Genomic DNA, 20,662 nt, shown 5'->3' with positions numbered 1-20,662 from the left:
GGGGCTGGATGTCGGTTCATGGCATGCTCGCTTCCTCCTTGCGGGCTTTTGGCGCCGTCGGATTTCAGGAGGCCGCGGCGATCCGCTCCGTACCGCGGTGCTCGGCGATGTAGCCGGCGAGGTAATCCGCATCGTGCCAGCAGCCCCAGATGAAGGAGGAGGCGCGGCGAGAGAGCCACGGCAGGCCGACGAAGAAGAGACCCGGCACCCTGGAGACGCCGCGGTCGTGGACGGGGCGGCCCTTTTCGTCGAGGGCGTCGAGCTTCAGCCAGCCGTAATCGACCGCATAGCCCGTCGCCCAGATGATGGTGCTGATCCCGGCTTCCTTGAGGTCGAGCGCGAGGATCGGGTCGGTCAGGCAGGCCGGATCCGTCTCACGACGGCGCGCTTCGGGATCCTCCGGCAGGTCGAGATGGTTTTCGGCGGCATAGGCGTCGGCGCGATCGAGCAGGGAGAGGTGGTTGGCATCGCCCCGTGCAATGTTGTCGGCAAGGTCTGGGGCGACATGCAGCACGCCGCCGGAAAAGCTTTCGGCCCGGCCGAGCAGGGTCATGCCTCGATTGCCGAGGCGACGGAAATCGACGGTGTTGCCGCCATAGGCACCGCTGACGGCGATGGTGACGTGTTCGGTGTTCGGCGCGGGCACCTTGAGGTCCCAGATGCCGAGCACGCCGAGCCACCAGCAGAAATCCTTGCCGCGGTAGCGCCGCGGCGGCCGGTCGTGCGGGCCGATGGAAAGATAGACGCGTCGGCCGGCCCGCAGCAGCTCATCGGCGATCTGCGTGCCGGAAGAGCCGGCTCCGATCACCAGCACTGCGCCCTCGGGCAGCTGACCCGGATTGCGGTAGGTGTTGGAATGGATCTGCGTGAGGCCCTGTTGCGCCGGCACCAGGGCGGGCATGACCGGGCGCTGGAAGGCACCCGTTGCGGAGACGACGTTTTTCGCCTCGATCACGCCGTCGGAGGTCTCGACGCGGAAGATGTCTCCCTCCTTGCGCACGGACCTGACCTCGACGCCGCAGCGGATCGGCGCCTTGATCTTCTCCGCATAGGTGACGAAGTAGTCGGCCACCTGTTCCTTGGGGGCGAAGGCGTCGTCGTGGAGGTCGACAAAGGTCAGGCCGGGGAAACGGTCGTGCCAGGCCGGGCCGTTGGCAACGAGGCTGTCCCAGCGGGCGGTGCGCCAGCTTTCGGCGATGCGGGCTTTTTCGAGAACGAGATGGGCAAGGCCGCGTCTGCCGAGGTGCTCGCTCATCGCAACGCCCGCCTGACCGGCACCGATGACGAGCGTATCCACTTTTTCCACTGCCATGCCGCTTTCCTTCCCGTTTCCGGAGCACCGGCCCCTGCTGCTGTATCGGGGTCGATGTGTAGTGGAAGGCGGAAAGCGCCGACATGAGCGTTTGATTCAGCGCTGATTAGGCGGCCGCTAAGCTGGCCGAATTCTGCGGGCGCGCGCAGGGCATGCCGGTGGATCGGGAAGGGATGAGCGGCCCCGGCGGGTTCGCCGGGGCTTGCCGTCAGATGCCGCCCATGCAGAGATATTTCATCTCCAGATAGTCCTCCAGGCCATGGCGGGAGCCCTCCCGTCCCATGCCGGACTGCTTGACACCGCCGAAGGGGGCGGCTTCCGAGGACATGCGGCCTGTGTTGATGCCGACCATGCCGTATTCCAGGGCCTCCGCCACCCGCCAGACGCGGCTGAGATTGGAGGCGTAGAAATAGGCGGCGAGGCCGTAGATCGTGTCGTTCGCCTCGCGCACCACCGCATCGGCATCCGTGAAGCGGATGATCGGGGCGAGCGGGCCGAAGGTCTCCTCCTGTGCGATGCGCATGTCGCGCGAGATGCCGGTGAGCACGGTCGGTGCAAAAAAGGTGCCGGCGCCCTCGATGCGTTTCCCGCCGCAATGGATGCTGCCGCCACGGTCGACCGCATCGGCGACATGGGCCTCGATCTTGGAGAGCGCCCGGGTGTCGATCAGCGGGCCGAGCGCGACATCGGGGTCGAAACCGTCGCCGACGGAGAGCGTGCGCACCCGCTCGGTGAATTTCCGTGCGAATTCGTCGTGCACGCCGGCCTGCACATAGAGCCGGTTCGCGGAAACGCAGGTCTGGCCGGCATTGCGGAACTTCGCCTGGATGGCTCCGTCGACGGCAGCATCGACATCCGCGTCGTCGAAGACGATGAAGGGGGCGTTGCCGCCGAGCTCCAGGCTGAGCTTCTTCACCTGGTCGGCGCATTGCCGCATCAGCAGCCGTCCCACTTCCGTGGAGCCGGTGAAGCTGATCTTGCGCACCGTCGCATTGGAACAGAGTTCGCGGCCGATGGCGTCGCCCTCGGCGGCATAGATCAGGTTGACGACGCCCGGCGGAAAGCCGGCCTTTTCCGCCAGCGCGAACATCGCGCCAGCCACGAGGGGTGTCTGTTCTGCCGGCTTGAGAACGACCGTGCAGCCGGCGGCAAGCGCCGGCGAGATCTTTCGCGCGACCATCGAGGCAGGAAAGTTCCAGGGCGTGATGGCGCCGACGACGCCGATCGGCTGCTTGATGACGATCATGCGCCGGTCGCGGGAGGGGGCGGGGATCGTTTCGCCATAGACCCGGTTCGCTTCTTCCGCATACCATTGCAGATAGGCCGCGGCATGCGAGACCTCGGACTTCGCCTCGGCAAACGGCTTGCCCATCTCTGCGGTCAGAATCGTCGCAAGGTCGTCCGTGTGCTGCACGATCAGCTGGTGCCAGCGCCACAGTGTGTCGGACCGCTCGCGCGCGGTGCGCGCGGCCCATTCGGTCTGTGCTTCGCCGGCCCGCTCGATCGCCGTGCGTGCTTCGACGACGCCCATGTCGGGGATGTCGGCCAGATGTGCGCCGGTGGCGGGATTGAAGACCGCGAAGGTGGGGTTGTCGGCGGCAAGGCCGAGCCAGGCGGGATCGCCGATCGCTTCGAACAATGCCGGGTTCTTCAGGCGGCTGATGAGATTGCGAGACAGGGCCAAACGGTGTCCTCCCGATGAGACGTCCTCGAAGATGCAATAGGCGAGCAACCGCGCGCCTGCAATCGGGATGATGCCGCATGCTCCGGCCACCCTTTTCGGCCGGCTCCTTCCTGTGATCGTCGACCCTGCGTCTTGGCGATTGCGGCGGCCTGAGAACTGGCGGTTTGCGCATGAGGGAGCCGCAGGGCCGGCGCCCGACGGCGGCAAAAAGCGGCGGGGGATTGTTGGTGTGGCACTTTGACCTCACGCCGGCTTTCGGCGATGAATGGGCATGCGGGACGCGGCGGGCACCCGATCCAGTCGCGCAGGGCAACACATCAATCGCCGGTGCCTTCGAGACGTTCGTCAGCCGGCGCATACCAATAGGTGACGGAGCATGGAAATTCTGACAGCGGCCGGACTGACGGCGCTCTTGCAGGTCATTGCAATCGATCTCGTCCTCGCGGGCGACAATGCGGTGGTCATCGGTCTTGCGGCGGCGGGTCTTCCGGCCGAGCAGCGCAAGAAGGCGATCCTCGTCGGCATCCTGGCGGCGACCGTGCTGCGCATCGCCTTTGCGACGGTCGCGGTGCATCTGCTTGCGATCATCGGCCTCCTGCTCGCCGGTGGCCTGCTGCTGCTCTGGGTGTGCTGGAAGATGTGGCGCGAGCTGCATGCCGGCCATGGCGGGGAAGAGGAGGCGAGCCTGCAGGACACGCCGAAAAAGACCTTCCTTCAGGCCGCCACGCAGATCGTCGTTGCCGACGTTTCCATGTCGCTCGACAATGTGCTTGCCGTCGCCGGCGCCGCGCGCGAGCATCCGAGCGTGCTGATCATCGGCCTTGCGCTCTCGATCGCGCTGATGGGCATCGCGGCCAATTTCATCGCCAATCTGCTCAACAGGCACCGCTGGATCGCCTATGTCGGCCTTGCGATCATCCTCTATGTCGCGCTCGACATGATCTATCGCGGCGCGCTGGAGGTGATGCCCTATCTGGCCGCTGGTTAGGCGTGACGTCTTCGCGGCAGCCGCCGTTGCTGCCTGCCTGAAAAGGGATTGCCCGGTTGCGATAGACGGCCGCGCCGGGCTAGCCTGCAGGCAAAGTGCAGGAGATTTTCATGACGCGACGGTTGATTCTCACGGTTTCCCTCATTGGCTTGATTGCCGGCCTTGCCTCATCCGCTGGCGCGGTGGAGCTGGAAAAGATCGCGGGCCGCACGATCGAGATCAAGGAGCGGGATTTCGAGAAGGTGCTCACCGTCGACGGCCGGGAACTGCACACCAATGCGCTCATCTTTCTGGACGACGTCTACGCCTTCGGCGGCACGGTCGTGGTCGTGGGCACGAGTTCGGTCGGGGGCAATGCCTGTGAAGGTTCCCCCTTCGTGCTGTCCTTTCCCGAAAAGGGGGCGCCGCGCATAGACGGCCCCCTCGACAGCTGCACGCCCGTGTCGCATTCGGTGGACGGCCCGGCACTGCTGTTCTCGACGGCGAGCGTTCCCGGGCGCGATACCGAGCGCTGGCAATGGACCGCCGACCGGGGCATGACGCCGCTTGCGCCGGTGGCCTTCCAGCTGGACGAAACGCGCGGCTGGGGCAATCTGCGGGAGCGCACCTTCGCGCATCCCTCTGACGCCTTTGCCAATGCCGAGATCGCCGCCAGCCTGAAGATGGTGCTCGGCTCGGATTTCTCGCAGTTCCAGCAATTGATGAGCGGCGTGGGAAGCGGTGAGTTCAAGGGAGACGACTTCGTCGGCACCGCGTGCCGCCCGCATGCATGCCTTGACGAGGCGGGGCTGGTCTTCCTCTCCTCGAGCGACCGTCGCGCCTATGTGGCCTGGAAGCCGGACGGCGAAAAGATCGCTGTCTTTCCCGCCCCGGTGACGGGCTGGCCGGAGAAGGCAAGGGCGGAGCTGAAGGAATGGGCAAAACAATGGCCGTAGGCACTGCGAAGCACGGCCTGCGAAACGCAACAGGGAGGCAGCGATGCCGCATGTGATACTCAAGATGGTCGAAGGGCGCACGGAAGAGCAGAAGAAGGCACTTTCCGACGCCCTTACCCTGGCCGTCACGACCACGCTTGGTTGCGGCGAGGACCTCGTGTCGGTCGCGATCGAGGACGTCAAGGACGAGGAATGGATGGCCAAGGTCTATGTGCCGGATATCCAGAGGCAACCCGACAGGATCTACCGGATGCCGGGCTACGGTCCCGAAGACTGAGGCCGCAGGTGCCGGTTCCGCGGGTCCCTCCGTATGTTTACCTTCGGTCGGTGCCAGGCGGGGGAGGTAGGCCGGTCGGCACGGATTGCAGCCGAACCGCGAGGAGGCCGGGCATGACATCGATGGGCAAGGCGGGCTTCGTGTCGGGGATGGTTTTCACCTGGTCCGCCGCAACGGCGATGGCAACGCCGCCGGACGCGCTCTCGGTGCGCGACGAGGTGTTTGGGGTCGGTGCCCGCGAAATTCTCGTCCTGCGCACCGTCAGCGACAATCTCGGATCCTACAACGCGACCGTCAGCACGGTTTTCGTCGTGCTCATCGATGCGGCTACGGCGCAGGAGGCACTTTGGCCGGTCTACAGGACACGGCTGGTGCCGGACTATGAGAGCGATCCATCCGGCCTGACGCCGAGCATCCGGAACGAGGCGCTGGCCCAGCGCCGGGATGCCTTCGACCTTCTGTCCGAGCGAAAGGCCCTGCCGGCGGGCGGCGTATCGGCCCGGGACGAAACGCCGGATGTCATGACCTATTCCATGCAGGCCGGCATCGATGTTCGCTACCTGGACGGAACCCGCTACGGGCTGACGGCCGGGGAACTGCGCCGGCGGTGGGAGATTGCAGCCGACCAGCTGGCCGCGGCGATGGAGCCCTATGACCGGCTTGGCCCGCTTGCGGCGGTGGACCTGATCGATGACGGAGCGCTCGACCTTTCCGCATGCACGCTCGCGGATCCCGCAACATGGCGCCTTCCCGTCGGGGCCGGCTCCATGCAGGTCCTGCGCATCACCTGTGAAGGGGAAGGTCTCTCCTGGTCGCGACTGCTCGTCGTGCCGTCTCGGCAGAAATGAACAGGCTCGGGGATTTTTGGCTCGAAGCCTTCGGCGATGAGCGGGGCCGGCTCTGGCGGTATCGGCGGTGACATCCCGAAGTGTTCCCGCCGCGGCGCACGCTGCTCCTACATGAAGATCAGAGCCATGCCGGCGACCACCAGGAGGGCGCCGGCCCAGGCGCCGCCGGCGGGCCTTTCGCCGGTCTTCAGCCAAAGCATGGGCAGGATCATCACCGGCGAGGTGGCCGACAGGGTAGAGACGATGCCGACCTTTCCGCCGGAAAGGGCAAACAGCAGCAGCGTCATGCCGATGGCGAGCGCGAGGATGCCGGTCAGGGCGGTGAGCGCAGCGACCTTCAGCGTCAGCGGTCCCTTCGGCTTGACGGAGGGAATCGGTAGCTGGATCAGGATGCTGAGGCAGAAGGCGGCGACGCCGACGCGCAGCAGCGAGGCCAAGAAGGGATCGATCCCGGTCGCCATGACCGGTCGGGCGAGGATGGAGCCGATAGCCTGACCTGTCGCAGCGCCGATACCGAGCAGCACGCCGATGGAAAGCGGTCCCTTGATCGTTTCCCATTGATGCATCTGCGCCCGGCGCTTGCCGAAGACGATGGCGAGCAGCACGCCCGACGCGGTCATCAGGATGCCGGCCACTGCGAAGGGCGACAGGGTCTCGCCGAGAACCAGCCACCCGAGCAGCGCGGCAATCGGCGCATTCAGCGCGAAGAGGATGCCGGATCGGCGCGGGCCGAGGCGGTTGAGCGTTTCGAAGAGCAGCGTATCGCCGATGAAAATGCCGATCAGGCCGGACAGGAGCAGCGGGCCGGCGCTTGCCATGTCCAGGTCGCGCCAGACTCCGGTGGCGAGGACGTAACATGCCAGGAGCGCGGTGACGAAGATCTGGCGCGCCCGGTTGAAGGCTGGCGCGCCGAGATGCCCGGCGGGGCCTGCCGAGATCAATCCCGTCAGGGCCCAGCAGGTTGCCGCGCCGAGTGCTGCAAGTTCGTGGATTGGCATCGTCTTCCGATCGCTACATGTCGTGCCGGGACGTTAAAGCGGGATCGGACGGCCTTCGTCCAGCGCTGCTTGCATCCGTCAACAGGGACTTTCGGTTCCGGTGCGATCGGTATGACCTCCAGCGGCAAGCCCGGTACGCTGCGCCATCGATGGAAGGTCTTCCGGTGGTCGAAGGGCGCAGGTTCAAGGTGTTTTACAATGATGGAAAATCCTTAGCTGGCTATTTTTCTCCTGGATGTGCTGCTGAACATAGGCAGGTCGTCCGCCAGTCAGGGCAGGGCAACGCTCCATCATCATGCGGCGTGTTCGCAGGGTGCCGGCCGTCGCCACGGCGCAGGCGGCGGTGTCACATAGGTGTCAAGCGACCGGGGTAGGGAGCGATGACGTTCCCGGAAGGATGCTCCCATGAAAACCCTTGTTTCCGCCGCCGCCCTCCTCGCCGCCAGTTTCGCCGCCCTGCCGGCCTCCGCCGCAAATCTCGTGCTCTACACCAGCCAGCCGAACGAGGACGCGCAGGCGACCGTCGATGGCTTCATGGCTGCCAATCCCGATATCAAGGTCGACTGGGTGCGCGATGGCACGCCGAAGATCATGGCCAAGCTCCAGGCCGAGATCGCAGCCGGCAATCCGGTTGCCGACGTGCTGCTGATCGCCGATACCGTCACGCTCGAACGGCTGAAGCAGGACGGCAAGCTGCTCGCCTATGCCTCGCCGGAAGCCGGAAACTACGATGCCAGCCTCTATGACAAGGACGGCTATTATTACTCTACCAAGCTGATTACCACCGGCATCGTCTACAACACCGCGGCCGCCATGAAGCCGGCAAGCTGGCAGGATCTCACGAAGCCGGAGGCCAGGGGGCTTGCCACCATGCCGAGCCCGCTGACGTCGGGCGCCGCCCTCATCCACACCCAGACGCTGGCGGCCGTCGATGGCCTCGGTTGGGATTACTACAAGGCGCTCGCCGAAAACGGCGTCACGGCGGCGGGTGGCAACGGTGCGGTGCTGAAGGCGGTTGCCTCGGGCGAGAAGGCCTATGGCATGGTCGTCGACTACATGCCGATCCGCGAGAAGGCGAAGGGGGCACCTGTCGCGTTCGTCTTCCCGGCCGAGGGCGTTTCCGCCGTGACCGAGCCTGTCGGCATCCTCGCATCCTCGAAGAATGCCGAGGCGGCCAGGAAGTTCGTCGACTACGTTCTTTCGGTCGAGGGGCAGGAAGGCTTCGTCAAGCTCGGCTACATCCCGGCACGCAACGGCATCGCCATGCCCGAAGGGTTTCCCGCACGCGAGACCATCCGCGTTCTGCCGCTCGATGCGGCGACCGCGCTGAAGAACGCGGATGCGGACCTGAAGACGTTCTCCGGTTCCTTCGGCTCGAACTGAGGCGCGCCGCGACGTTCATGTACGGTTATGTTCGTCCGGGAAGCAGCCAGCCGATCTGGCTGCTTCCGCTTATCGCAGGCGTGGTTGTCGTCCTCAGCGTGCTGCCCCTGGCGCGGCTGGCGGTGACCGGCATCATCGCCTTCGCCGATGGCGGCGCCTTTGACGTGCTCACCGATCGCGCGCTCTGGTCGGCGACTTACTTCACGCTCGTCACCGCCGTTCTGGGCACGGTCATCTCGCTGGCGATCGGCTCGCTCTTCGCTTTCCTGCTGACCTTGACCGACATGCCGGCCCGGGGAACGCTCAGCTTTCTCTTCGTGCTGCCGATGATGATCCCGCCGCAGGTGACGGCGCTGGCCTGGGTGCAGATGTCCGGCCCCGCAAGCCCGCTCCTGAAGGCCTTGCACATCGCGCCGCCGCTCGGCTCGCCGCAGCCGCTTTATTCGGTCGGCGGGATTGCGCTGCTCTACGGGGTGCAGCATGCGCCGCTCGTCTATCTGGCCCTGCGGGCCGGGCTGATGAACATGCCCCGCGACGGGATGGAGGCGGCGCGCCTTTCCGGCGCCTCGGCCCTGCGCACGTTCCGGGATATCGTCCTGCCGCTTGCGTTGCCTGGCATGATCGCCGGCGCCGCCATCGCCTTCGTCTCCTGTATCGGCAATTTCGGCATTCCTGCGATCCTCGGCATCCCGGCATCGATCTACACTCTCTCGACCCTTGTCTTCACCAAGTTCGCCGCCTTCACGGATCGCACCTTCGGCGAGGTCGCACTGCTTTCGGGTGTCATCGTGCTGATTTCGGTGGCCGGGCTTGCCGTGCAGGAGCGTGCACTCGGCGGCCGGGACTATCGCATTCTCGGCCAGGCCGGTACGGCGGCATGCCTTCCCGTTGGCCGATGGCGCTTCGTCTTCCTGCCCCTGCTGGTGGTCCTCCTCTTCGTCATGCTGGTCGCGCCCTTTCTCGCACTCGTGGCCGGTGCGCTCGTGCCGGCCTATGGCGTGCCGCTGACAATCGACACCCTGTCCTTCCATGCTTTCGAGGAGGTCCTGCTGCGGCAGGCGATCACCCGGACCGCCTTTGCCAACTCCCTGTTCCTTGCCGCCGCCACCGCCATCGGCCTGCTCGCCCTGTCGGTGCTTGCAGGCTACCTGCTGACGCGCCGGCGGGGTGCGACGGTGCGCGTCCTGGCGAACCTGATCGAGATTCCCTATGCGCTGCCCGGCATTGTGATTGCCGTCGCCTTCATCCTCGTTTTCGCAGCGCCCCTGCCGGTCTTCAACGTGACGCTCTACGGCACGATCTGGATCATCCTCATTGCCTATTTCGCGAGCTTCTTCGCGGTCAGTCTGAAACCCGTCGTCAGCGCCTACCGCCAGCTCGATCCGGCGCTCGAGGAGGCGGCGCGCCTGGCCGGCGCCAGCTTTTTCGCGCGTCTGAGGGATATTATGATCCCGCTGGTGGCGCCCGCCGCCGGCGCGTCCGTCATCCTCGTCTTCCTCATCGCCTGCAACGAGCTGACGGTTTCGGCGTTGCTCTGGTCCGCGGGTACGCAGACGCTCGGCGTTGTGATCTACAATCTCGACGACAGCGGTGGCTCGGATCTCGCTTCCGCCCTCTCGGTGCTCGTGGTGTTCATGGTCGTCGCCCTGATGCTGCTGCTGGAAACGATGGCGAAGCACCTGCCGAAAGGAGTGGTGCCGTGGCGAAGCTGATCCTCAACAATGTCAGCAAGGATTTCGGCACCGGCCGGCCGGCGGTGAAGGGCGTCTCGCTCGATGTGCGCGACGGGGGCTTCCTTGCGCTGCTCGGCCCGTCCGGCTGCGGCAAGACGACGGTGCTGCGGATGATCGCCGGTTTCGAAGCGCCGAGCGACGGCGCGATCTTCCTCGGCGAGCGGCTTCTGGCCGATCCCGCGCAGTCCCTGCCGCCCGAGCGGCGCAACATGGCGATGGTGTTCCAGTCCTATGCGCTGTGGCCGCATATGAGCGTCGCCGACAATGTCGGCTATCCGCTGAAGGTGCGCGGCGTTTCGAAGGATGCTTATCGCCGCGGGATCGTCGAGGCGCTCGAGACCGTGCGCCTTGCCGACCTCGCCGAGCGCCGTCCGGCGGACCTCTCCGGCGGCCAGCGCCAGCGTGTCGCGCTTGCACGCTGCCTCGTTACCCAGCCGGATGTCGTGCTGCTCGACGAGCCGCTGGCCAATCTCGACAGGCACCTGCGACAGGAGATGGAGGAGACCTTTCGTGAGTTCCACCAGCGCTCCGGCGCGACGATGGTCTATGTCACGCACGACCAGAGCGAGGCCATGGCGCTCGCCACCGACATTGCGGTCATGTCCCGGGGCGAGCTGCTGCAGGTTGCGCCGCCCCAGGAGATCTATGCCCGCCCCGAGGGGCGGCTTGTCGGCAGCCTGATCGGCCGCGGCGCCGTTCTTTCACTTGCGGTGACTGCGGGAATGCCGCGAAAACTCGACTGGGAGGTGCTGCGGACCTTGCTGGCGTCGGCCGTGTCCGACGGCGGCATGGTGGCCGATGTTCTCGTCCGGCCGGAGGATGTGGTGCTGGGCGGCGAGGGGATCGCGGCACAGGTCCGCTCATCGCTCTACGAGGGAGAGCGCTACAGCCTGACGCTGGCGCTGGCGGACGGCCAGATCCTGCGCGCCTTCAGCCGTGAGAAACCGGCACCGGGCGACACCGTATCCGTGACGATTGCTTCCGGATGGCGGCTCTAGCCCTGGAACAGGGCAGGTGACATGTGGATTTTCGGGGAACCAGGGACCGGCGGCTTCGTTAGGCCTCTGATCGTTCAACGGAGAACAGCAAGCCATGGACAAGATCTCTGACGTTGCCAGGTCGAAGGAAGACAAGCGCCGGGAAAAAAAGAAGCCGGGCGTGATCGTTGCCGGACCGGAGGCCCATGCCCGCGAGCGCGCCGGAAAAGCGCCGTCTGGCCGTAAGCCCAAATCCGCGGATGGGGTTTCCAAGGGAACGGCAGACCCCTCGTAGTTCGACGGTGCCAGGGCCGATTGGGCCTTTCGGCAGGCCTTCCCCCGCCGAAGCGGGGGAAGGGATATGCGTCGCTCCCGGATACCGGGCTGGTCTTTTGGTCAGGCGGCCAGATCGAAGCGGTCGGCGTTCATGACCTTGACCCAGGCGGCAACGAAGTCCTTCACGAACTTCTCCTTGTTGTCGTCCTGAGCATAGACCTCCGCATAGGCGCGCAGGATCGAGTTCGAGCCGAAGACGAGGTCGACGCGCGTCGCGGTATACTTGGCGGCACCCGTCTTGCGGTCGCGGATCTCGTACAGGTTGTTGCCCGTCGGAACCCACGAATAACCCATGTCGGTAAGCGTGACGAAGAAGTCCGTCGTCAGTGCGCCGACCTTGTCGGTGAACACGCCATGAGCGGTGCCGGCATGGTTGGTGCCGACGACGCGCAGGCCGCCGACGAGTGCCGTCATTTCCGGCGCCGTCAGGCCCATGAGCTGGGCGCGGTCGAGCATCAGCTCTTCCGGGCTCACCACATAGTCCTTCTTCTGCCAGTTGCGGAAACCGTCGGCGAGCGGTTCGAGCGGGGCAAAACCGTCCGCATCGGTCTGCTCGGCCGTCGCATCGCCGCGGCCCGGTGCGAAGGGCACCGTGACGTCGACGCCTGCGGCCTTCGCCGCCTGCTCGACACCCCAGTTGCCGGCGAGAACGATGACGTCCGCAAGGCTTGCGCCCGACGCGGCCGCAATCGGCTCCAGGACGGCGAGGACCCGGGCGAGACGCGCCGGCTCGTTGCCTTCCCAGTCCTTCTGCGGAGCAAGGCGGATGCGGGCGCCGTTCGCGCCGCCACGAAAGTCGGAACCGCGGAAGGTGCGGGCGCTGTCCCAGGCGGTGGCGACGAGATCTGCGGCCGGAAGGCCGGAGGCGGCGATCTTCGCCTTGACGGCAGCGACGTCATAGTCCGTGCGGCCGGCAGGGATCGGATCCTGCCAGACGAGCTCTTCCGTCGGCACGTCCGGGCCGAAGTAACGCGACTTCGGGCCCATGTCGCGGTGGGTCAGCTTGAACCAGGCGCGGGCGAAGGCATCGGAGAAGGCGGCGAAGTCGTTCTTGAAGCGCAGCGAGATCTCGCGGTAGATCGGGTCCACCTTGAGCGCCATGTCCGCGTCCGTCATCATCGGGATGGTGCGGATGGAGGAATCCTCCACGTCGACCGGCTTGTCTTCCTCGGCGATGGTGATCGGCGCCCACTGGGACGCACCGGCGGGGCTGTGGGTCAGCGTCCACTCGTGCTTGAACAGCATTTCGAAGAAGCCGTTGTCCCACTTCGTCGGTTCGGAGGTCCAGGCACCTTCGATGCCCGAGACGACCGTGTTGCGGCCGATGCCGCGGCCCTTCGTGTTCATCCAGCCAAGGCCCTGGAATTCCGGGCCGGCGGCTTCCGGATCCGCGCTGAGATCACCCGCGCTGCCATTGCCGTGCGACTTGCCGATCGTGTGGCCGCCGGCGGTCAGCGCGACGGTTTCCTCGTCGTCCATGCCCATGCGGGCGAAGGTCTCGCGCATCTGCGCGGCCGTCGCCAGCGGATCGGACTTGCCGTTCACGCCTTCCGGATTGACGTAGATGAGACCCATCTGCACGGCGGCGAGCGGGTTTTCCAGCGTTTCCGGCTTGGAGACGTCGCCATAGCGGCCGTCGCTCGGGGCGAGCCACTGCTTTTCGTCACCCCAGTAGACGTCCTTTTCCGGCCCCCAGATGTCTTCGCGGCCGAAGGCGAAACCGAAGGTCTTCAGGCCTGCGACGTCATAGGCGATGGTGCCGGCGAGCGCGATCAGGTCGGCCCAGGAGATCTTGTTGCCGTACTTCTTCTTGACCGGCCAGAGCAGGCGGCGGCCCTTGTCGGTGTTGACGTTGTCCGGCCAGGAGTTAAGCGGGGCGAAACGCTGGTTGCCGGTGTTGGCGCCGCCGCGGCCGTCCGCGGCGCGATAGGAGCCGGCGGCATGCCAGGTGACGCGCGCCATCATGCCGACATAGCTGCCCCAGTCGGCCGGCCACCATTCCTGGCTGTCGGTCATCAGGGCGCGCAGGTCCGCCTTCAGCGCTTCCACGTCCAGCTTCTTGAGTTCTTCGCGGTAGTTGAAGCCCTTGCCCAGCGGATTGGTCTTCGCGTCGTGCTGGTGCAGGATGTCGAGGTTGAGCGCATTGGGCCACCATTCCATGACGGAATTGTTGAGGGCGGTGGCGCCGCCGTGCATGACCGGACACTTGCCGGTCGTCGTCGTCTTCGTATCCATTTGGTCCTCCAACGGATTTTCTTGATTCGACAGAACACCGGAAGGGTACTTGCAGGCGCGCCTCTTGGGTCGGCGCCGCAGCGAAGCGTCTTCCGGGTTGCCAAGGCGTAGCAAAGGCCACTCATAAACTCCAATTGTAAAAACTAAATGCTCCGATATGCTCAGGTTATGAATGGCCTGACCATGAAACATTTGCGCTATTTCGAGGCGCTTGCCCGCATCGGTCATTTCGGCCGGGCGGCGGAGAGCTGCGCGATATCGCAGCCGGCGCTCTCCGTGCAGATCCGCGAGTTGGAGGACCTGGTGGGCGTGCCGCTCGTCGAGCGCGGCGGGCGGCGCATCCGGCTGACGGGGCTGGGCGAGGAATTTGCCGAGCGGACGCGGGCGATCCTGCGTTCGGTTGACGAATTGGAGGATCTCGGCCGGGCAGCGCATGGGCCGATTGCCGGCCGCCTCCGTCTCGGCGTCATCCCGACGGTCGCGCCCTATCTTCTGCCCGACATCATCAAGGCGCTGGCGACGCTCTATCCCGGCATCGATCCCCGGCCGCGCGAGGCGATCACGCAGCGGCTGATCGAGGACCTGACGGAAGCCAAGCTCGACGCGGCCATCGTCGCCCTGCCGATTTCGGAGCCGGCCCTCAAGGAAATCGCGCTCTTCGACGAGGAGTTCGTGCTGGTGCGTCCTCTGGAGGACGCCGGAAAGCCGGTGCCGAGTTCCGACCGGCTCCATGAAATGCGGCTGCTGCTGCTGGAGGAGGGGCATTGCTTCCGCGACCAGGCCCTTTCTGTCTGCAATATCGGGGCGTCGTCGGTGCGTGACCTGATGGAGGGAAGCTCGCTGTCGACGCTGGTGCAGATGGTCGGGGCGGGCATCGGCGTGACGCTTATTCCGCAGATGGCCGTCGACACGGAAACCCGGTCCGCCTCGGTTTGCATATCGTCGCTGGCCGAGCCCCGGCCGACACGAACGATCGGCATGGTCTGGCGCAAGAGCAATCCGCTTTCGGCCCAGTTCGCCACGATCGCGGAAATCGTGCGCGATGCCGGCCTGAAGAAGCAGGGGTGAATGGGCGCGGAACGGGATCCCGTCCCTTCACGGCATGATCAGCACCACGCTGATGATCAGCCAGATGAGCTTGCACAGCAGGTGCAGGGTCTGGTCCTGCGCAAAGCTGATCTTCCCGCGGATCTTCGCCTCGTCGATCACGACATGCACGACCCATTCGGCAAGGCCGAGCAGGGCGCTTCCCGTCACCAGCAGCACCACGGCGCCGTGGATGCCGGCATGGGCGATGAGATGATAGGCCCGCAGGGGGCCCTCGACCTTGGCCCTCACCAGGAAGTCGGATTGCAGGGGATAGTCGGCGAGCCAATGCCCGGCGCACAACAGCAGACCCATGGTCAAAATTTCGTTCGTCATCGAATGAACTGTGCAGGTTGGGCGTTATGGTCGTGCCGCCGGCGGCCGGGGTTCCATGCGATCGGCGGGGTGAACCGTTGTTTTATTGCACCATCTGCGCCGCGCTGTTCCCTGGGGAACAGGTTGCCCGCCTCGGCTCGTGTTTGCGTTCTGTAGATTCGCTGCAGCGCGCCTTCCGGTGCACCCGCGTTTGAGCGCCGGCCATTGCAGTGTTTCAATGAAGAAGCGGCGCCGGTGTGACGCTGTGACAAAGCTGCAAGGCGGTTTTGCGTCCGCTGCGGTGGCGAACGATTGTCAGAGCAGGAAGTCGCCCTTGTTCAGTGCCAGCTTGCCGTCGAGGTCGAGGCGGAAATCGGCGGTCTTGTCGCCGTCGATATCCCCTTCGACGATGGTGACGGCCTTGCCCTTTGCTGTCGTCGTATACCAGCGCAACTCGCCGGAATCGCCCGTGAAGGCCTTGCCCCGCGCAAGAAGAGTGAAGCTGTGGCCCGCCTCAGAGCCGTTGGCGTCGATGGCCGAAAGGTCGATGCGGTCGCGGCCGGGCTCGAAATCCGCGATGCGGTCGCGCGTCGCAAGGCCGATATCGGCGGCGCTGTGGAAGACGAAGGTGTCGGCGCCAGCGCCGCCCGTCAGCCTGTCCGCGCCGGTGCCGCCGCTCAGCCAGTCGTTTCCCGCACCGCCATCGAGCCTGTCATTTCCGGCAAGGCCGACCAGCGCGTCGTTGCCGCGGCCGCCGGAAAGCGTGTTGGCGTGCGAGGATCCAACAAGGAGATCGGCATCGTTGGAGGCCGTGTCGTGGGCCGTCCCGTCGCCCGAGAGATTGCGGAGAGTGGCGGAGGCGACCTGCAGTTCCTCCAGCGCCATGCCCTTGGCTATGCCATAGGCGGCCTTCAGCCTGACGATGGCGGGGGCATATTCCTCGAAGATCGCGTCGATGCCCGAAAATCCCTTGATGCGGCCGGCGGTATCGGCATCGAAGCGGCCTTCATAGGAGAGAATCTTTTCCCGGTGCGCGGCATACATGCGGCCCGCATCGAGCGCTTCCTCGGTCGTCGCCGTGCCCTCTCTGGCGAAGAGCTTGAATTGTTCGGCCTCGACATAACGCCGGTTGGCGATGCCGGCATGGCCGCTGCCATTGGAATTGTAGCGGATCTCGTACCAGGCCTCCGCCCGGTCGCCGGCCAGGATGGCAGCCTTCAGCTTCGGCCCGAGCAGGGACGGTGCGTTGTAGGCCATGCTGAAGAGTACGGCGCGCTCGGTGGAGTTGGGAATGCCGGCGAGCCACGTGTCGATCGCCCTCTCGTAGCGAGGCGAAAGCGCGGTCAGCGCCGCCTGGATTTCGGCATCGGACGAGAAGGCGAAGGTTTTCGGCACGGCTGGATCGCGCGTCGCATTCCAGTCGGCCATGACCTTGTCGAGCCGGCCGTTGAGCAGCGCGGTCTCTCCCCTGGAATAGCTCTGGTCGATGACGGCCTTCAGCCTGGCCTGCAGCGCCGTGCTCCAGCCGTTGCCGGCGATTGCCTTCAGCACGGGTTCGAGATTGTAGCGCAGGTTGAAGCCGATGCCGATCGTCGGCGCCGGATCGGCCGCCGTGTCGAGATAGGCGCGCCGCGTCGAGCCCTCCAGGGCGAGCAGCAGGTCGAAACCCGTCTTCCGGTAGGCGGAGGTGGAAAGACCGGTGAATTTCAGCATTGTTGGCCCTGCTTTCGTCGCGTGTGCGCAGGCTAGCGCGGGCGAGGTAAAGGCGGCGCTCACGAAAAGGGCAAACGCTTTGCTAACGCCGCCCCCTTGCAACCCGGGCGCACCCCGCCATATTGCGGCGAAGACGAACGGAGACAGACGGCATGAGCGAGAACAGGATCAGGACACCGCAGGAGGTCGTCGACTTCTGGTGCGAGACGCTGACGGCAAAGGACTGGTGGCAATCGACGCCGGGGCTCGACGCGCATGTGCGCGAAACCTTCGTCGAGACGCATTTTGCCCTCTCGCAGACGGTGACGGCGCCATGGCGGGCGAGCCCGGAGGCGCGGCTTGCCGCCATCATCGTTCTCGATCAGTTTCCCCGCAATATGTACCGCGCCTCGCCGTTGGCCTTCGCCACCGACTGGATCGCCCGGCGCGAAGCGCGCCTTGCGCTGGAGGTGGGCGCCGACAAGGCGGTTCCCTATGACCGGCGCCATTTCTTCTACATGCCGCTCGAGCATTCCGAAGCGCTGGCCGACCAGGACCTCTCCGTCGAACTGTTCGAGGCGCATGGCGACGAGATGTATCTCGACTATGCCGTCCGCCACCGGGACGTCATTGCTGAATATGGCCGCTTTCCGCATCGCAACGCTTTCCTCGGCCGCGTCTCCACGCGGGAGGAGGAGGCCTATCTCGCCGAGCCGGGTGCCGGATTCTAGCATCGCGGGCGGGCCGGTTTAAAATGGCCGCATTCGTGGGTAGAAGGGGCGCAATCGCATGCCTGCGCTGCGTCGTCTGTTTCCGTTCAATTGAGGATGGCCTGTTGCCGACCTTCCGCCTTCTTTCCGTCCTTTTCACCGTTCTCCTGCTCGCGGCGGTGCCCGCCCGCGCGCAGACGCCCGCCGCGCCCGCCATTGTCGATGCGACCCAGCTCGAGCAGGCGAGCAACGACCTCGATCGTGCAGCCGGTCAGCTCAATGCGATTCGCGAGCGGGTGGACCGTTTCAAGGACGACGATGCGCGGCTCGTCGAACTGAAGGTCGAGGCCGAGGCGCTGAACCGGACGATCCTTGCCATCTCCGTCGCGACGCGGCCGCGGCTGGAGGCGATCAAGGCGCGCCAGACCGAGCTGGGCGATCCACCGGCCGAGGGGGCACCGGCCGAAGCTGCCGTCGTGGTGGAGGAGCGCAAGAAGCTTGCCGGGGAGCGCAACGAGATCAATGCGTTGACCGGGGAGGCGGAGAACCTTTCCATCGAGGCGACGAAGCTTTCCAACCGTATCACGGAAATCCGCCGGCAGCTTTTCACCGACGCGATCCTGAAGCGTACGGATGTCAACACCGCGCTCTTCACAGAGGCCACCGGTGCGCTCAGCAACGAGACGGCGACGCTCGGGCGTACGGTAACGGCCTGGCTGCAGTTCGTCTGGAAGTTCAAGCGCATGCAGCTTCTGGGCGCCGTCGGGCTCTCCCTGATGGCGGCGCTGGTGTTGCTGTCCGGCGGCTACCGGCTGTTCTCACCCTTCATCACGCGCGCCGTGCAGCAGCAGAAGCCGCACTATATCACCCGGCTTTCCGTCGCCTTCTGGTCGACGATCCTGCCGAGCATCGCCGTCGGCGCCTTTGCCGGTACCAGCTACTTTTTCCTCGACACGTTCAACGTGCTGCGCTCCGACATCGCGCCGATCGCGTCGGTGGCGCTTGGGGTCATGGTGGCGATCTTCTTCGTGGCGCAGCTTGCCAATGCGGTCCTGTCGCCCGGCGACGGCCACTGGCGACTGGTGCGGGTCTCCGATCGTGGCGCGCAGCTTCTGTGGCTGCTGATCTTCAGCATGGCCCTCGTCAACGGCGCCGACTATTTCCTCGGCACGATCAGTGAAACACTGGGCTCTCCGGTCGTGCTAACGGTGGTGAAGAGCTTCTTCGCCTCGATCGTCATCGGTGCGTTGCTCGTCGTCACTGCCTTCATCAAGCCGGTGCTGCACCAGGGGGAAACGCCCGATTCGCAGGGGCGCCCCTGGCCGCGATCGATCTTCATCCTCCTGATGCTGACCGGCCTCGGGCTCATCTTCGCCTCGCTGTTCGGCTATGTCGGCATGGCGCGCTTCATCGCCACGCAGATCGTCGTCACCGGCGCGATCATCGTAACCATGTATATCGGCTTCCTTTCCGGCCGCGCCGTTTCCGCGCCCAATGCCTTTGCCGAAACGGCGGTGGGCAAGCGGCTGGAAGCGCGCTTCGGCCTCGGGCAGGTGTCGCTCGACCAGGTGGGGCTTGCCGCGGGCCTGAGCATCTATCTGCTGATCTTCGTCTTCTTCGTGCCGCTGGTTCTCCTGCAATGGGGCTTCCAGATCGCTGACATCGAATCCTGGGCCTACCGCATCTTCACGGAGATTCGCATCGGCAGCATCACGATCTCGCTGATCGGCATCCTTGCGGGCATCCTGCTCTTCGTCGCCGGCCTCGTCATCACGCGCTGGTTCCAGAAATGGGTGGACGGCAACGTCCTGGCGCGCAGTCAGGTCGATGCGGGCGTGCGCAACTCCGTGCGCACCGCCGTCGGCTATGCCGGCGTGGCGCTGGCCGGCCTTGTCGGCATATCGGCGGCGGGTATCAACCTGTCCAGCCTCGCGCTCGTCGCCGGTGCCCTCTCGCTCGGTATCGGTTTCGGCCTGCAGAACATCGTCTCGAACTTCGTTTCGGGCCTCATTTTGCTGGCGGAACGTCCGTTCAAGGTGGGCGACTGGGTGGTGGCAGGCACGACCGAGGGCTTCGTGCGCCGCATTTCCGTACGTGCCACCGAGATCGAGACCTTCCAGCGCCAGACGGTGATCGTGCCGAATTCGGTGCTGATCAACGGGCAGGTCGGCAACTGGACGCATCGCAACAAGCTCGGCCGTGTCGACCTGATGATCAGCGTACATGGCAGCAACGACCCGCGCAGGGTGCAGGAAATCCTCGTCGAGGTCGTGCGTGCGCAGCAGGGGCTTCTGCGCAATCCGGAGCCGATGGTGGTCTTCCAGGCCTTTTCGTCTTCGACGCTGGATTTCGAGGTCCGTGCCTTCCTTGCGGATATCCTCAACGGCACGGGCGTGAAATCCGATCTGCGCGCCGCCGTGCTCGAACGGTTCCGGACCGAGGGCGTCGCCATCGGCGCGCCGGCGTCGGCGGAGGTGCCGATCAAGATCTCGCCGGAAGGGGCCGATCTCATCACCACGCTGCTCGATCAGGCCACGCAGAAGATGCGCCCGCAGGTGGCGGGCCGGCGCGGCAAGGCCGCGGACGAGGTGCCCGAAACCTGATCGGAGCGCCTGATTTGCGGCACATGAACGCCGCATTCACGCTGCATTCAGCCGTTTCCCCATAAAACACATGCAAATCCCGACGAGGAGCGATAGTGTTCCTCCAGGGCTTGTGAAACAGGGGCGGCGCTGCGGCGCCGGGCAATGATGAAGCGAATGATCATGATGCTGCTGGTATCGGCTGCGATGTCCGCTCCGGCCATGGCTGCCTCGGTGACCAACAAGGACGGTGACACCCAGGTGCTCGTCATCGTCGAGGGCGGCAGCCGTATGGAGGTCGCGCTCGAGCCCGGAGCGACGGAAACGATCTGCCCGACCGGCTGTTTCGTCACCCTGCCGAACGGCGACCGTATCGCGCTGAACGGCGGCGAGAATGTAGAGATCCAGGGCGGCTCGGCCTCGGTCAAGTAAGCTTTCGGATGGGGCTTTGCTGCGGCGCGGAAGATGAACCGCGCCGCTTTGCTTTTGGGCGACGGGTTTTGCGCGGTGAGGCGGAGAATCGCTTCCCGCTTTTTGATGCCCTCTAAATTTAACGCTTTCGCAAAGGGTT

General features: G+C 65.4%; 18 protein-coding genes. 12 read left to right on the top strand and 6 right to left on the bottom strand.

The window, feature by feature from the left end; genetic code table 11:
• Nucleotides 1–64: 64 nt before the first annotated feature.
• Entirely contained in the window at nt 65–1,312 is a 1,248-nt protein-coding gene (locus tag K0P03_RS10675) for a flavin-containing monooxygenase (RefSeq protein ID WP_272789554.1), read from the bottom strand.
• Between the two features lie 208 nt (nt 1,313–1,520).
• Complete coding sequence (locus K0P03_RS10670) at nt 1,521–2,996, bottom strand: NAD-dependent succinate-semialdehyde dehydrogenase (protein WP_272789553.1); 1,476 nt, start codon at nt 2,994–2,996, stop codon at nt 1,521–1,523.
• A 376-nt stretch (nt 2,997–3,372) separates the two neighbouring features.
• Between K0P03_RS10670 and K0P03_RS10665 the strand changes: the two genes are divergently transcribed.
• The 4 genes from K0P03_RS10665 (at nt 3,373) to K0P03_RS10650 (ending at nt 6,044) form a co-directional block, all read left to right on the top strand.
• Complete coding sequence (locus K0P03_RS10665) at nt 3,373–3,984, top strand: TerC family protein (protein WP_050743316.1); 612 nt, start codon at nt 3,373–3,375, stop codon at nt 3,982–3,984.
• A gap of 110 nt (nt 3,985–4,094) precedes the next feature.
• Nucleotides 4,095–4,919, top strand: a complete 825-nt coding sequence (locus K0P03_RS10660) for a hypothetical protein (RefSeq protein ID WP_272789552.1) — start codon at nt 4,095–4,097, stop codon at nt 4,917–4,919.
• Nucleotides 4,920–4,962: 43 nt separating this feature from the next.
• Entirely contained in the window at nt 4,963–5,196 is a 234-nt protein-coding gene (locus tag K0P03_RS10655; protein WP_272789551.1) for a tautomerase family protein, read from the top strand.
• 113 nt (nt 5,197–5,309) lie between these two features.
• Nucleotides 5,310–6,044, top strand: a complete 735-nt coding sequence (locus tag K0P03_RS10650; protein WP_272789550.1) for a hypothetical protein — start codon at nt 5,310–5,312, stop codon at nt 6,042–6,044.
• Between the two features lie 107 nt (nt 6,045–6,151).
• On the opposite strand, the gene K0P03_RS10645 is transcribed toward K0P03_RS10650, so the two are convergent.
• The gene (locus K0P03_RS10645; protein ID WP_272789549.1) at nt 6,152–7,042 is read right to left on the bottom strand and encodes a DMT family transporter; all 891 of its coding nucleotides are present in this window, start codon (nt 7,040–7,042) and stop codon (nt 6,152–6,154) included.
• 405 nt (nt 7,043–7,447) lie between these two features.
• On the opposite strand from K0P03_RS10645, the gene K0P03_RS10640 reads away from it, so the two are divergent.
• From K0P03_RS10640 to K0P03_RS10625, 4 genes are all read left to right on the top strand, one after another.
• Entirely contained in the window at nt 7,448–8,425 is a 978-nt protein-coding gene (locus tag K0P03_RS10640; RefSeq protein ID WP_272789548.1) for an ABC transporter substrate-binding protein, read from the top strand.
• Between the two features lie 17 nt (nt 8,426–8,442).
• Nucleotides 8,443–10,137 (top strand): ABC transporter permease, encoded by a 1,695-nt coding sequence (locus K0P03_RS10635; protein WP_272789547.1) that lies wholly within the window; start codon nt 8,443–8,445, stop codon nt 10,135–10,137.
• Nucleotides 10,125–11,156, top strand: a complete 1,032-nt coding sequence (locus tag K0P03_RS10630) for an ABC transporter ATP-binding protein (protein WP_272789546.1) — start codon at nt 10,125–10,127, stop codon at nt 11,154–11,156. Before K0P03_RS10635 ends, K0P03_RS10630 begins: the two co-directional genes overlap by 13 nt.
• Nucleotides 11,157–11,250: 94 nt before the next feature.
• Nucleotides 11,251–11,430, top strand: a complete 180-nt coding sequence (locus K0P03_RS10625) for a hypothetical protein (protein WP_272789545.1) — start codon at nt 11,251–11,253, stop codon at nt 11,428–11,430.
• A 101-nt stretch (nt 11,431–11,531) separates the two neighbouring features.
• Here K0P03_RS10625 and katG read toward each other — a convergent pair whose 3' ends face one another.
• Nucleotides 11,532–13,706 carry a catalase/peroxidase HPI gene (katG, locus tag K0P03_RS10620; protein ID WP_272789544.1) on the bottom strand — a complete coding sequence of 725 codons (2,175 nt, stop codon included), beginning with the start codon at nt 13,704–13,706 and terminating at the stop codon, nt 11,532–11,534.
• A gap of 168 nt (nt 13,707–13,874) precedes the next feature.
• On the opposite strand from katG, the gene K0P03_RS10615 reads away from it, so the two are divergent.
• Nucleotides 13,875–14,774: a hydrogen peroxide-inducible genes activator gene (locus K0P03_RS10615; protein ID WP_023514135.1), complete on the top strand. Its 900-nt coding sequence runs from the start codon at nt 13,875–13,877 to the stop codon at nt 14,772–14,774.
• A gap of 27 nt (nt 14,775–14,801) precedes the next feature.
• Here K0P03_RS10615 and K0P03_RS10610 read toward each other — a convergent pair whose 3' ends face one another.
• Both K0P03_RS10610 and K0P03_RS10605 read right to left on the bottom strand, forming a co-directional pair.
• On the bottom strand, nt 14,802–15,107 hold the full coding sequence (locus K0P03_RS10610; protein ID WP_272789543.1) for a DUF3307 domain-containing protein: 306 nt from the start codon (nt 15,105–15,107) through the stop codon (nt 14,802–14,804).
• Nucleotides 15,108–15,422: 315 nt separating this feature from the next.
• The gene (locus K0P03_RS10605) at nt 15,423–16,820 is read right to left on the bottom strand and encodes a M10 family metallopeptidase C-terminal domain-containing protein (RefSeq protein WP_272789542.1); all 1,398 of its coding nucleotides are present in this window, start codon (nt 16,818–16,820) and stop codon (nt 15,423–15,425) included.
• Nucleotides 16,821–16,972: 152 nt separating this feature from the next.
• Here K0P03_RS10605 and K0P03_RS10600 point away from each other — a divergent pair, with 152 nt between their 5' ends.
• From K0P03_RS10600 to K0P03_RS10590, 3 genes are all read left to right on the top strand, one after another.
• Nucleotides 16,973–17,530 (top strand): DUF924 family protein, encoded by a 558-nt coding sequence (locus K0P03_RS10600; protein ID WP_272789541.1) that lies wholly within the window; start codon nt 16,973–16,975, stop codon nt 17,528–17,530.
• Between the two features lie 104 nt (nt 17,531–17,634).
• The gene (locus K0P03_RS10595) at nt 17,635–20,112 is read left to right on the top strand and encodes a mechanosensitive ion channel domain-containing protein (protein ID WP_430439343.1); all 2,478 of its coding nucleotides are present in this window, start codon (nt 17,635–17,637) and stop codon (nt 20,110–20,112) included.
• Nucleotides 20,113–20,259: 147 nt separating this feature from the next.
• Nucleotides 20,260–20,523, top strand: a complete 264-nt coding sequence (locus tag K0P03_RS10590; protein ID WP_037409439.1) for a hypothetical protein — start codon at nt 20,260–20,262, stop codon at nt 20,521–20,523.
• The last annotated feature ends 139 nt before the right edge of the window (nt 20,524–20,662 follow it).

Source organism: Shinella sp. HY16, assembly GCF_028534175.1.
GTDB lineage: Bacteria > Pseudomonadota > Alphaproteobacteria > Rhizobiales > Rhizobiaceae > Shinella.
This window is presented reverse-complemented; position numbering and strand designations above follow the sequence as displayed.